Here is an 11837-nt window from a genome sequence, read left to right as displayed (position 1 = left end):
ATGGATGAAGGTGCGGGTGCGGTGCCCCTGGCCGACGATGGATGGGTGGCCGCGTCCCAGGGGCGCGGTCGTAGACCGTCGAACGTCGTCGAGTCGAGGGAGCGTCGCATGGGAGCGGACGGCCACATACGCGGACGAACCGCCCAGGACGAGCAGGACACCAAGGAGCTGCTGCGCCGGTGCGCACGGGACGTGGTGGACGTCGCCGAGGGCATCCGCGAGGTGTCCACACGCACCAGCACCGCGCTGTTCGCGCCGGCCCTGACCACCTCCGCGCGCCGCCGTCCCCGTACCGGTCTCGTCGCCCAGTGGGTGCTGCTGCGGGCCCTGACGAACAAGGAGGGCCTCGGCGGCTCCGCGATCACGGCACCGAAGGGCGTGGGGCATGTGCTCGGCACGGCCGGGGAGGCGCTGGGCCGCGAGAGCCTGGCCGCGCTGGTGGCCGTCACCTCCCTGCGCCTGAGGATCGCCGCCGTGCTGTTCGACCACCCCGAGTTCGAACGCGACCCGGGCATGCGCCGGCTGCTGGACGCCGTCACCGCCGACCGCGGCCCGGAGGCCGTACGGGCCCTGCGCGCCCTGTTCAGGGACCAGGGCGCCCAGCGCGCCCTGTCCGGGCTCGCGCCCCTGATGGCCGAACTCCTCGCCATCCGCGCCCTGCTGGACGAGGACCCGAAGAACGACGAGACCGGCTGGGCACTGGCCGCCGGCCGTGAGCTGTCCGCCGACCCGTTGCGCGGCATCAGCGCCTCCCACCTCAAGGGCATGGACCACGGAGAGGGCGCCGCCGAGGCCGTCGACCTCACCGACCAGGAGCGGCAGACCATCGCCACCGAGGGCTCCCTCCTCGGCTTCCTGCGCAACATCGAGGTGCTGTCCACCGACGGGCGGATCCTGGTGCAGAACGTGCGCGGCCCCGACGGCGTCGTCCGGTACGTCGTCCAGGCCCCCGGCATGGCGCCCGGCCGGCCGCGCCACGACTCCCCGCAGGACTTCGTCGGCGCCTGGCGCAACCTCTTCATGACCGACTCGCCCTACACCCGCTCGATCCTGCTCGCCCTCGCGGACTACGGCATCCCGCGCGGCGCCGACCTCGCCCTGATCGGGCACAGCGAGGGCGGGATCGCGGTGATGAACCTGGCGCAGAACGAGGACTTCTGCCGCGCCTACCGGGTCACGCACGTGATCGCGGTCGGCTCCCCGGTCGACAACAAGAAGCCCGCCGACCCGCGTACCTGGGTCGCCACTATCACCAACCAGCACGACATCGTGCCCGTCCTCGACGGCCGGGGAGCGGGCTCCGGCTTCAACCCGCACCCCAACTGGTACGAGGTCGACTACACCGGGCCCACCCACGAGTTCCCGCTGTGCCACATGATCCGGGAGTACATCGAGCACCTGCGGACCGTCATCCCCGAGGCCCGCGAGGACGTCGACGAGGCGCTCACCCCCTATCGCGGCCCGGTGGTGCGCACCCGGGCCTACCAGCTCAAGGACCGCGCCCACCCGCCCGAGGGCTACCCCTTCCTCACCGTCCCCACCACCTCCCTGGCCACCACGACCGGACCCGTCGACGTCCCGGTGCGCTACTACGACTCCTCCGCCGCCCACCTCTGCTTCGCCGTCGACGCCGCGGCCGCGCGCAGCCTGCTGCCCGACGTCACCTGGCTGGTGCCGAGCCGGCTGGGCCGGCGGGCGCTCGCGGTGCTGTCCCTGTACGAGCACCGCTGCTCCACGATCGGCCCCTATGCCGAGATCGCCCTTTCGGTGCTGGTGGACGACCTGTGGCGGCCACGCCCGTTCGACGTCGCCACCGACCTGCTGCGCCGTGTGGACCTGCGCCGCACCGGCCGCTACGTCCTCTCCCTCGCGGTGAGCAGCGAGGAGTCCCGCGTCGTAGCCCAGGAGGTCTGGGGCCAGCCCGCGGTCCGCACCGCCGCCGAGGTCGACCTGATGAACCGTGACGTCGGTGTCACCGCGCCGGAACTCGGGCTCACCGTCGAGGGCCGCCTCGGCCCGGGCCTGCGCTGCCCCGAGGCGGACTGGGTCCTGTACGGCCGGCGCGGCGACAGCACCGTGCGCACTTTGGTCCGGGCCCACGGCCGGCTGCGGCTGCACACCGGAACCGGCGTTCGGCTGCGCCTGGACACCGCCGCGGCCGAACCCATGGCCGGGCAGCTGCGCCGGCTCGGCATCGACGCGGCCCGGCCGCTCTTCGTGCTGTCCTGCCCGCAGTTCATGCTCCACCGCAGCGCCGGCGCAGTCCTGCCGCGCTGAACCCGTCCGCACACCCGTGAGTGGGAGCCACCATGGTCACCGAGTCCCCCCGCACGCTGCCGTCGGCCGACGAACTCCTCGACCAGGCAGGAAAGTTGCGCGCCGACGCCGACCTGATGGCGGGTTACGCCCGGCGGCTGCTCGCCACCGCGTCCGCGTTGACCGGCTGCCCGGCGGTACCCGAGTGGAGCCGCCCCACCCTGGAACAGCAGGCGGCCGCCTGCGGCACGGCGGCGGAGCAACTGCGCACCGCCGCCGAGGCGTTGCTCGCACACGCGCGAGCCTGAGGCATCTGCTCAGAGCGCGGTGGCCCGGGTGTCCGCCGCGCTCCGGCCGAGCGAGACGAAGCAACGCCCCTTGTCCTCCGGCAGGTGCGGTGCACCAGGTCGGAGAAGCCGCGGGTCTCCCGGACGATCCGCAGGCCCTCGGGGGAAAACGTCGACGGCCCGAACAGACGTGGTGCGAGAAGCGGGTTGTTCAGCGCCTCCGAGAACGCGTCCACGAAGATGTCTGCCGCGGGTCGGTGATCCGCGGGAAGCCGTAGTAGGCGCGGTAGTCGTTGTACGGGGCCAGCCGCAGCTCGCGGCCGAGGGCGACACTGCGCGTCTCGATGGGCAGCAGCACCTCGTCCTCGCACGACCGCCTGCCCGGACGCCTGAAGTCCGGCGTCGTCCGCCTCGCCCTGTCCAGCGGGGCCCCGGTCGTCCCGATCGGGCACGCGGGCGCCCGCCGGGTCTCCTCCGGAAGCCGCGTCAAGCAACTGGCCGGCTGGGCCACCGCCCCCGTCCGCCGCCCCCGCGTCCACGTCCACATCGGCCCGGCCCCGCTGGCCGACTCGCCCCGGCCGCTGGACGACCTGGAGACCGCCCTCGCCGACGCCTGGTCGTGCGCGGTACGGACGCTGGGTGTGACCGTTCGTCAGTGACGTTCGCACATCCGGGTGGTAGCGGGTCCCGTCCTGGGCCGAACGAGTTGTCGTAGCCCGGAATGATCGCATTCGGGCCGGATAATCACGGCTCATGCAGCCTGTGAAAGCACGTGTCCCGGCGCGGCGCGCCCCCGTGGCCGTCACCGGACTGGGACTGGTCACACCGGCCGGGATCGGCCGCGACGCGACGTGGGCGGGCCTGTGCGCGGGGCAGTCCACCGCGGCCGTCGACCCCGGCCTCGACGGACTGCCCGTGGCCTTCTCCTGCCAGGTGCCCGCCCTCGACACGGCCGGCCTGCTCGGGCACCGGCTCAGCCGCCGCCTGGACCGCTTCACCACCTTCGCGCTGCTCGCCGCCCGGGAGGCCGTCGCCGATGCCCGGCTCACCCCCGGCGGCTGGGACGGGGCCCGCGTCGGCGTCGTGATGGGGGTCGGCACCGGGTCCATGCAGGGCTGGCAGGCCGAGTTCGACCGGCTCGCCCACAGCACTCCGGAGCGGGTCTCGCCGCTCGCGCTGCCGCGCAGCGTGCCCAACATGGCCGCCGCCGAGATCGCCCTCGACCTCGGTGCGCAGGGCCCCAACATGGTCGTGAGCACCGCCTGCGCCTCCGGCACCAGCGCGCTCGGACTGGCCCGGGACTGGCTGCTGTCCGGTGCCTGCGACCTCGTCCTCGCCGGGGGCAGCGAGTCGGCCCGGCTGCGGATGACCGCGGCCTGCTTCGCCCAGATGCGCGCCCTGTCCCGCCGGGCCGACAGCCCCGAGGAGGCTTCCCGGCCGTTCGACCGCGACCGGGACGGCTTCGTCCTCGGCGAGGGCGCCGCCGTCCTCGTCCTGGAACGAGTGGAGGACGCCCGCGCCCGCGGCGCCCGGCCCGCGGCGCTGCTCTCCGGGTTCGGCGCCTCCTGCGACGCCCACCACTTCACCGCCCCGCACCCCGACGGCGACGGCGCCGCCCGAGCCATCCGCGGCGCCCTCGTGGACGCCGGCCTCGCCCCGGAGGACATCGATCACGTCAACGCGCACGGCACCTCCACCCCGCAGGGTGACACGGCCGAGCACAACGCGCTGTACCAGGCCTTCCGCCGGCCGCCGCCCGTCACCGCGGTCAAGGGCACCATCGGGCACGCCATCGGCGGCGCCGGCGCCATCGAGGCGGCCTGCACCGTGCTCACCCTGCGCCACCAGCTGATCCCGCCCACCGCCAACCTGGACACCCTCGACCCGGCGATGGACCTGGACGTCGTCACCAAGACGCCCCGCCCGCACCGGATACGAGCCGCCCTCAGCAATTCGTTCGGCTTCGGCGGCCAGAACGCCGTGCTCGCCTTCACCGCCGTCGACTCGCCGCCTCTTTGCACGTGACCCCAGCCGAAAGGTCCCCCCTCTTGTCGGAGTTCTCGGAACCCACCTCGCTGGCCGGCAGACCGCGGTCCTGGCCCAACGGCGAGCAGCTCATGATCGGCGTGTTCGTCGCCGTACCGTTCCTGGCGCTCCTCGCCGCCGTGCCCCTCGCCTGGCGGCACGGTATGAGCCCCACGGACCTCGTGCTCGCCCTCGTCTTCTACCTCGTCAGCGGTCTCGGCATCACCGTCGGCTTCCACCGGCACTTCACCCACGGTTCCTTCAAGGCCAGACGGCCGCTCAGGATCGTGCTCGCCCTGGCCGGCAGCCTCGCCGTACAGGGCCCGCTGCTCACCTGGGTCGCCGATCACCGCAAGCACCACCGCTACTCCGACCGCGACGGGGACCCGCACTCGCCCTGGCGGTACGGCCGCTCGCCCCGTGCCCTGGCCAAGGGCATGTTCTACGCCCACCTGGGCTGGCTCTTCGAGACCGAGCACGCCTCGCCCCGCACCTACGCACCCGACCTCGTCCGCGACCGCACGCTGATGCTGATCTCCAAGCGCTTCGGTCTCGTGGTCCTGGCCTCCGTCGCCCTGCCCGCGCTGCTCGGCGCGGCGCTGACCCGGTCCTGGCAGGGGGCGCTCAGCGCGTTCTTCTGGGCCGGGCTGGTGCGGATCTGCCTCGTCCACCACGTCACCTGGTCCATCAACTCCATCTGCCACGCGGCCGGTTCCCGGCCCTTCCGCAGCCGGGACCGCTCGGGCAACGTGTGGTGGCTGGCCCCGCTGTCCTTCGGCGAGTCCTGGCACAACCTCCACCACGCCGACCCCACCAGCGCCCGGCACGGCGTGCTCACCGGCCAGCTCGACGCCAGCGCCCGCCTGATCCGCTGGTTCGAACGCCTCGGCTGGGCCTACGACGTCCGCTGGCCGGAGCGGCGCCGCGTCACCGCCCGCCGGCGCGAGAACGGGAGTCCGCAGGAATGACCGTACGGCAGCACGTGCACGTCAGCGGCCGCGTACAGGGCGTGTTCTACCGCGACACCTGCCGTCGGTTCGCCGAGGAACGGGGAGTGGCGGGCTGGGTGCGCAACCTCTACAACGGCGACGTGGAAGCCGTGTTCGAGGGGGAGCCCGACGACGTCGCCGCCATGGCGCACTGGGCGGCCAAGGGCCCGCGGTCGGCCCAGGTGACTCGCTGCACGGGCGTCACCGAGCAGCCCGAGGGCCTGTCCGGCTTCCACGTACTGCCCGACGCCCCACCCGGCGACGACCCCCGCGCCGGGTAGCCCGACGGGCAGCCGGCTTCGGCGCACCCGCTCGGCTGCCGCCCGGGTCAGCTGCAGCGGGCCGCAGCCGTCGTGTCGTGCCGTACCCAGACGGCCTCGATCACGCGGCCGTCCGGCAGGGTGTGTCGGGGCGGGCCCTCGTCCGGGACGAATCCCGCTCGGGCCAGGGCTCGTCGGCTCGCGGTGTTTCCGGGCTCCGCGCCCGCCCGGACCCTGGTCATGCCGAAGTGGGTGTGCGCCAGCAGCGCGCCGGCTCCGAACAACTCCGCCCCGAGGCCCTGCCCGCGGCAGCGTGGCGCCAGCCAGCCGCCCACCTCGCCCGCGCGGTGCTCCAGTTGCAGTCCGCCGGCATAGCTGAGGTCGGCCCTGCGCACACAGACGAGGAACACCGGGACGTCGGGGTCGGGTGTGAAGGGCTTGGCCAGCAGGCGGGGGACGTGGCGGCCGTCGTCGCCGGCGGGCCGCCACTCCAGCAGCGCGCGCCGGGTGCCGGGGTTGGGCACGAGACGGTCGGCGTGGTTGCCGAGCCATCGCTGGGCCTCGGCGTCCGCACTGGCGGCGAGCGCCGCGGCCACGTCGAGGTGGGTCCGGGGCGTGAACAGCAACAGCCGCTCGGTGGCCAGGACGTGCCGGCCGGGATCGCACCGCCCGGGTACGGGGAGCCGGGACACGGCCCGGCTCCGGCGGACGAGCGACCAGAGCATGGAACCCCCCGAAGGCACCGCTGTGTGACGGACGGTCCCGTTCCGGACGGGCGCCGGGACCGCCGACGGATGCGAACGGCTCGCATCGGGGGTGAATCTACCGAGGAATCCGGCCGGGGTGGCTGCCGATGGCCGACGGCCTACGGCTGATGGCCTTCGGCCGGGTCACCCGGACCCGGTTTCGGACGGGTCCGGGTCCAGGACGGGTCGGCGGGCAGGTCGGGGACGGGGGTCGGCTGGGGCATGGGGCGGGGCTCCTTCGGACGAGTGGGGGACGGTCCGGGGGAGGGGTGCGGATGGGGTGGGGCAGGTCGGGGCCGGGGGCTCGGGTGCGGTCGGCAGGTCCGCCCAGACGACGCGCGCGGGCCGGTCGGGGGCGAGCGTCACGCCCCAGTCGACGCTCAGCGCGTCGACCAGGAAGAGCCCGCGTCCGTTCTGGTCGTCGGGCCCGGACCGGCGCGGGACCGGGCGGGCGGAACCCCGGTTCTGGTCCTCGACCTCGAGCCGTACCCGGTCCGCGGTGCTGCGCACCCGGCACACGATCCGTTCGCCGGCCGCGTGCACCAGCGCGTTGGTGACCAGCTCCGAGGCGACGAGGACCGCGTCGTCCCGGGCGGGCTCGGCGATGCCCCAGGCGGTCAGCAGGTCCCGCAGCACACGGCGGGCCGTGCCGACCGCCGCCGGCAGGGCCGGCAGTTCGAAGGCGGCTGTGGGGCCGGGAGCCGTGGCCCCGGAGGCGAGCGGGTCGGGGCCCTCGGGCCCAGGGAGTCGACCCGGGTGCTCGCCTCCGGGTGTTCTGGAGGTGCTGCCGGCCGCCTCTGCGGGCCGGTGAGCGGACTCCATGGCGGCCGGGATGCGGACCGGAAGGCCGATCGGAGGCAGCCGCAGGGGGGACGGGGGCGCGGGCGGCCGGCCGGGGATCCGGTCCTCGGGCAGCCGGTGGAGCGGTTGGGGGAGGGAGGAGGGCGGAGTCATCGCCGTACGCCTTTCGTCCGGCCTCGTGTCGTGGGGGTGTCGGTGTCGGAGGGCCGGACGCTCGGGGATCGGACGACACACCGCCTCCCATGAGGCCGTGGTGCAGCCCGGTCTCCCCCAACTGGACTGCGGCGCCCGCTCCTTCGGTCAGCCGGAGCAGTGAGTCCACTGTGTCACCCGCCAACAACCGCTCGCAACCAGCAAGTTGAAAATTGCAAGAAGCCAAGTGCATGCTGCTTCCGGCAACAAGTGATCGAATGGGTTGATGCAGGCGATCGCGTGAGACGGTGACCCTGAAACCCGTGTGAGGGGGTGGGCGTGACCGCGGAGACCGACTGGGGCGGCGCCCCTTCCGTTCTGCGCATGATCCTCGGCAGACAGCTGGAGGAGCTGCGGACCCGGGCCGGCCTGACCTACGAGCAGGCGGGCGAGGCCATCGGCGTCAGCCACTCCACCATCCGCCGCATGGAGGCCGCCAAGGTCGCCCGGCTGCGCCTCGCGGACGCCGAGAAGCTGCTCCAGGTCTACGGCGTGACGGACCAGCAGGAGATCGACACCTTCCTGCAGTCGGTGCGGGAGGCCAACAAGCGCGGCTGGTGGCACACCTACCGCGATGTCATGCCCGACTGGTTCGCCGCCTATCTCAGCCTGGAGCAGGCGGCACTGCAGATCCGGGCGTACGAGAACCAGTTCGTGCACGGCCTGCTGCAGACCGAGGACTACGCGCGCGCCCTGCTGAGCGCCGGCAATCCGCACGCCCCGGCCGAGGCCACCGAACGCCGGGTCGCGCTGCGCATGCGCCGCCAGGAGCTGCTGGCCCGGCAGGGGCCGCCGCGGCTGTGGGTCGTCATGGACGAGACCGTGCTGCGCTGGCCGGTCGGCGGGCCCGAGGTGATGCGCGCCCAGATCGGCCATCTCATCGAGGTCAACCGGCTGCCCCATGTCACCCTGCAGCTGATGCCGTTCGCCAACGGCCCGCACCCGGCGATGCGGGCGGGCGCGTACCACCTCTTCCGGTTCCGGGCCCGCGAACTGCCCGACATCGTCTACCTCAACGGCCTGGTGGGCGCCGTCTACCTGGACAAGTGCGACGACGTCGTGGTGTACCGCGAGGCCCTGGACCGGCTGGGCGCCCAGGCGGCGCCCGCCAGAAAGACCGAGACCCTGCTCGGCGCGATTCGCAAGGAGCTGTGACCGTGCACCCTCCCATACACAACGGCATGCCGGCCCGGCAACTGGGCGCCCGCGGCTGGACCAAGCCGTGGAGCGACGACGCCGGCGGCGCCTGCGTGGAAGTGAAGAGGCTCGCCGACGGACGGGTCGCCGTACGCCAGTCCACCGACCCCGACGGTCCGGCGCTGGTGTTCACGTCCCACGAGATGTCGAACTTCCTGACCGGAGTGAAGGAGGGCGACGCCGACTTCCTGCTGTGAGCGTGCCTGTGGTGACGCACCTCTTTTTGACGCAAGTTCCACACCCCCCCGACCCGAATGGGAGACAAGGCGTTGTCCGACAACGGATGGCCGGCCGACCGCATCGACACCGAGAACGCCCACTCCGCCCGCATCTACGACTACATCCTCGGCGGCAAGGACTACTACCCCGCCGACCAGGAGGCGGGCGACGCCATGTCCCAGGAGTGGCCCGCCCTCCCGGTCCACATGCGCGCCAACCGCGACTTCATGAACCGTGCCGTGCGCTGGCTCGCCGAGGAGGCGGGCATGCGCCAGTTCCTGGACATCGGCACCGGCATCCCGACCTCGCCCAACCTGCACGAGATCGCCCAGGCGGTGGCCCCCGAGTCCCGGGTCGTCTACGTCGACAACGACCCGATCGTCCTCACCCTCTCCCAGGGCCTGCTGGCCAGCGCGCCCGAGGGCCGGACCTCGTACATCGAGGCCGACTTCCGCGACCCGACGGCCATCCTGGACGCCCCGGAACTGCGCGAGACCCTCGATCTGAGCAAGCCCGTCGCCCTCACCGTCATCGCGATCGTCCACTTCATGCTGGACGAGCACGACGCGGTCGGTGTCGTACGCCGCCTGCTGGAGCCGCTGCCGTCGGGCAGCTACCTGGCGATGTCCATCGGCACCGCGGAGTTCGCGCCCGACGAGGTCGGCCGGGTCGCCCGCGAGTACGCGGCCCGCAACATGCCGATGCGGCTGCGCACCATCGACGAGGCCCACGAGTTCTTCGAGGGCCTGGACCTGGTCGAACCCGGCATCGTCCAGGTGCACAAGTGGCACCCCGACGGCACCGGCGAGAAGGACATCCGCGACGAGGACATCGCGATGTACGGCGCGGTGGCCCGCAAGCCGTGACAAGCCCGGGGCCGGGGTCCGCCCACCACCTCCCGGACCCCGGCCCCGTCCGTGCCGTACGGCCGGACGGGCCGCCCCACAACGAACGGGGCACCCGGATGGCCCTCGACCACCTCGCCCGGCTGGTCGAGGAGCGGAATCCGCCGACGGACTGAACGGATCTGGCCGAAAAGACGGCGAAACGGTCCGGAATTCGGCACAACCTCTGGCGACGTGTCAGGTGCCCGGAAATACGGGGAAGGAAAGCCCGGAGAAGCGGAACCAGGCGGAGGGAAATGCGGTCTTAAAGTCCGTCGACGGCCGGGATCGGGCCGGTCGCGAAGAAACCGGGGGAACGAGAAAAATGTCCGTAAGCCGCCGCAAGACCCTCCTGACCGCAGTCGCCCTCACCGCCGGCCTCTCCCTGGCCGCCGTCACGCCCGCCCTGGCCGGCTCCGGCGCGAGCCACGCCCCGCGTGCCGCCGCCGTCTCCTCCGCCCAGGGCGACCCGCGCAACGTCACCCAGCACGTGGCCGACTTCTACGGCGCCTACATCGACTCCGTCTGGGCCACCGAGGACCCGGCGGCCGGCGCCAACGCCAAGGCGCTGCGCGCCTTCTACCTGACCTCCGCCGCCCAGAAGAAGGTCGCCGCGTACGAGAGGAAGAACCACGCCGACGGCATCCTGTTCGCGCAGAACGTGCCGGTGAAGTGGAAGGTCGTCCACACCGGCTCCGGCGCGGGCCACGCCACCAGCAGGGTCACGCTCACCTGGGGCGACGGTCCCGGCGCCGAGGTCACCAGGATCGACGTCAGGTCCGACCTGAACACCCTGAAGATCACCGACCTCAAGCCGGCCCGCTGACCGGCCGCAGGGCGCAGTCCCGCCCCGCCCCCACTCGGGGCGGGGCTCGCGGCTTTCCGGGGCGGCTACGCCCGGCCGTGCGGGTAGTACGGCCGCGGCAGCCGCATGCCGCGGTCGGCCATGATCTGCCGTACATGGTCGGGGTAGTCGGTGATGATCCCGTCGACGCCGAAGTCCATCAGCGCCTCCACCGTCGCCGGGTCGTCGCAGGTCCAGGGGACCACCTTCAGGCCGCGGGCATGCGCCTCGGCGACCATCGCCGCGTCCGAGTAGAAACGGAAGCCGGGGTCGCCGACCTTCCCGCTCTGCGGGAAGCCGTAGTTGGGGGAGAGGGTCGTGACCCCGGGGATGGTGGCGGCCGCCCGCACGAAGTCACCGCCGTAGTCGTCGGCGTCGATCCCGCCGAGCCACGGGGACGCGCCGGGCCGGCCCACCTGCAGGAAGTCGTAGTTCGTCAGTGCCACCAGCGGCCAGCGCGGCGCCAGTCGGTGCATCAGCTTCAGCGCGCCCCAGTCGAAGGACTGGATGGTGACCTGCTGCTCGATGCCGGAGCGGTGGATCTCCTCGTACACCCGGCGCACGAACACCTCGCGCGGCGCGGTCTGTTCGGGCGCGCCCGCCTCGACCTTGGTCTCGATGTTCAGCTTGACCCGCCGGGCGTGGTAGCTCTTGACCAGGTCCAGGACGTCCTTCAGCTCGACCATCCGGAAGCCCTTGACGACCTCCTGATCGGGGAACCCGGGCAGCTGCTGGTAGCCGCAGTCCAGCGTCTTGATCTGAGCGAGCGTCAGATCCTTGATGTACTTGCCGACATACGGGTACATCGGGTCCCCGGGCGTGACCGGGCCGGTGTCGCGGCACTTGACGCCGCTGATCTGCCGGTCGTGGTTGACGACGACCTTCAGGTCCTTGGTGACGTGGGTGTCCAGCTCCAGCGTGGACACCCCGAGCCGCATCGCCTTGCCGAAGCCCTCCAGCGACTCCTCGGTGGTCATGCCGATACCGCCACGGTGGGCCTGGAGGTCGAAACGGGCCTGCGGCGGCTTGGCCTGGGCCGCCTGCGCGGTGGCCGGGAACGCGAGCGCCGGCAGCAGGGCGAGGCCGGTGAGCAGGTGTCGTAAGGACATCGGAACTCCCTGTTCTCGAGGCGCCCGA

15 protein-coding genes are annotated in these 11837 nt (G+C 72.7%); 11 read left to right on the top strand and 4 right to left on the bottom strand.

Translation table 11 applies throughout. The annotated features are described in order from the left end of the window. The first annotated feature begins 108 nt into the window (after positions 1-108). Entirely contained in the window at positions 109-2277 is a 2169-nt protein-coding gene (locus CRP49_RS48970; protein WP_101375460.1) for an acetoacetate decarboxylase family protein, read from the top strand. 32 nt (positions 2278-2309) lie between these two features. Further along, a complete protein-coding gene (locus CRP49_RS39410; RefSeq protein WP_097258188.1) occupies positions 2310-2564 on the top strand; it encodes a hypothetical protein in 255 nt (84 codons plus the stop codon). Between the two features lie 190 nt (positions 2565-2754). On the opposite strand, the gene CRP49_RS47295 is transcribed toward CRP49_RS39410, so the two are convergent. Then, the gene (locus CRP49_RS47295; RefSeq protein WP_179851992.1) at positions 2755-2901 is read right to left on the bottom strand and encodes a hypothetical protein; all 147 of its coding nucleotides are present in this window, start codon (positions 2899-2901) and stop codon (positions 2755-2757) included. Between CRP49_RS47295 and CRP49_RS49445 the strand changes: the two genes are divergently transcribed. From CRP49_RS49445 to CRP49_RS39390, 4 genes are all read left to right on the top strand, one after another. Beyond that, positions 2888-3202, top strand: coding sequence for a hypothetical protein (locus CRP49_RS49445; protein ID WP_373560427.1), 315 nt, complete (start codon positions 2888-2890; stop codon positions 3200-3202). The two genes, CRP49_RS47295 and CRP49_RS49445, sit on opposite strands and share 14 nt — an antisense overlap. 94 nt (positions 3203-3296) lie before the next feature. After that, the gene (locus CRP49_RS39400; protein WP_097258187.1) at positions 3297-4568 is read left to right on the top strand and encodes a beta-ketoacyl synthase; all 1272 of its coding nucleotides are present in this window, start codon (positions 3297-3299) and stop codon (positions 4566-4568) included. Positions 4569-4591: 23 nt separating this feature from the next. Next, positions 4592-5536 (top strand): acyl-CoA desaturase, encoded by a 945-nt coding sequence (locus CRP49_RS39395; RefSeq protein ID WP_257033788.1) that lies wholly within the window; start codon positions 4592-4594, stop codon positions 5534-5536. Beyond that, on the top strand, positions 5533-5838 hold the full coding sequence (locus CRP49_RS39390; protein WP_097258186.1) for an acylphosphatase: 306 nt from the start codon (positions 5533-5535) through the stop codon (positions 5836-5838). The genes CRP49_RS39395 and CRP49_RS39390 overlap by 4 nt, the downstream gene beginning before the upstream one ends. A 47-nt stretch (positions 5839-5885) precedes the next feature. On the opposite strand, the gene CRP49_RS39385 is transcribed toward CRP49_RS39390, so the two are convergent. Together CRP49_RS39385 and CRP49_RS48965 are read right to left on the bottom strand one after the other, a co-directional pair. Further along, positions 5886-6542, bottom strand: a complete 657-nt coding sequence (locus tag CRP49_RS39385; protein ID WP_097258185.1) for a GNAT family N-acetyltransferase — start codon at positions 6540-6542, stop codon at positions 5886-5888. A gap of 165 nt (positions 6543-6707) precedes the next feature. Continuing rightward, positions 6708-7517 carry an ATP-binding protein gene (locus tag CRP49_RS48965; protein ID WP_097258184.1) on the bottom strand — a complete coding sequence of 270 codons (810 nt, stop codon included), beginning with the start codon at positions 7515-7517 and terminating at the stop codon, positions 6708-6710. Between the two features lie 318 nt (positions 7518-7835). On the opposite strand from CRP49_RS48965, the gene CRP49_RS39375 reads away from it, so the two are divergent. From CRP49_RS39375 to CRP49_RS39360, 5 genes are all read left to right on the top strand, one after another. Further along, the gene (locus CRP49_RS39375; RefSeq protein WP_097259272.1) at positions 7836-8711 is read left to right on the top strand and encodes a helix-turn-helix transcriptional regulator; all 876 of its coding nucleotides are present in this window, start codon (positions 7836-7838) and stop codon (positions 8709-8711) included. 26 nt (positions 8712-8737) lie between these two features. Continuing rightward, on the top strand, positions 8738-8950 hold the full coding sequence (locus CRP49_RS39370; RefSeq protein WP_097259273.1) for a DUF397 domain-containing protein: 213 nt from the start codon (positions 8738-8740) through the stop codon (positions 8948-8950). Between the two features lie 72 nt (positions 8951-9022). Further along, positions 9023-9838 (top strand): SAM-dependent methyltransferase, encoded by an 816-nt coding sequence (locus CRP49_RS39365; protein ID WP_097259271.1) that lies wholly within the window; start codon positions 9023-9025, stop codon positions 9836-9838. Further along, complete coding sequence (locus CRP49_RS47290) at positions 9835-9993, top strand: hypothetical protein (RefSeq protein ID WP_179851991.1); 159 nt, start codon at positions 9835-9837, stop codon at positions 9991-9993. The genes CRP49_RS39365 and CRP49_RS47290 overlap by 4 nt, the downstream gene beginning before the upstream one ends. A 188-nt stretch (positions 9994-10181) precedes the next feature. Further along, on the top strand, positions 10182-10682 hold the full coding sequence (locus CRP49_RS39360; protein ID WP_097258183.1) for a hypothetical protein: 501 nt from the start codon (positions 10182-10184) through the stop codon (positions 10680-10682). 65 nt (positions 10683-10747) lie between these two features. Here CRP49_RS39360 and CRP49_RS39355 read toward each other — a convergent pair whose 3' ends face one another. After that, a complete protein-coding gene (locus tag CRP49_RS39355) occupies positions 10748-11809 on the bottom strand; it encodes a glycerophosphodiester phosphodiesterase family protein (protein WP_097258182.1) in 1062 nt (353 codons plus the stop codon). Between the last annotated feature and the right edge of the window lie 28 nt (positions 11810-11837).

Source organism: Streptomyces sp. Ag109_G2-15 (genome assembly GCF_900215565.1).
GTDB lineage: Bacteria > Actinomycetota > Actinomycetes > Streptomycetales > Streptomycetaceae > Streptomyces > Streptomyces diastatochromogenes.
Note: the sequence above shows the minus strand (reverse complement) of the source record. Positions and strands in the feature narration are given on the sequence as shown.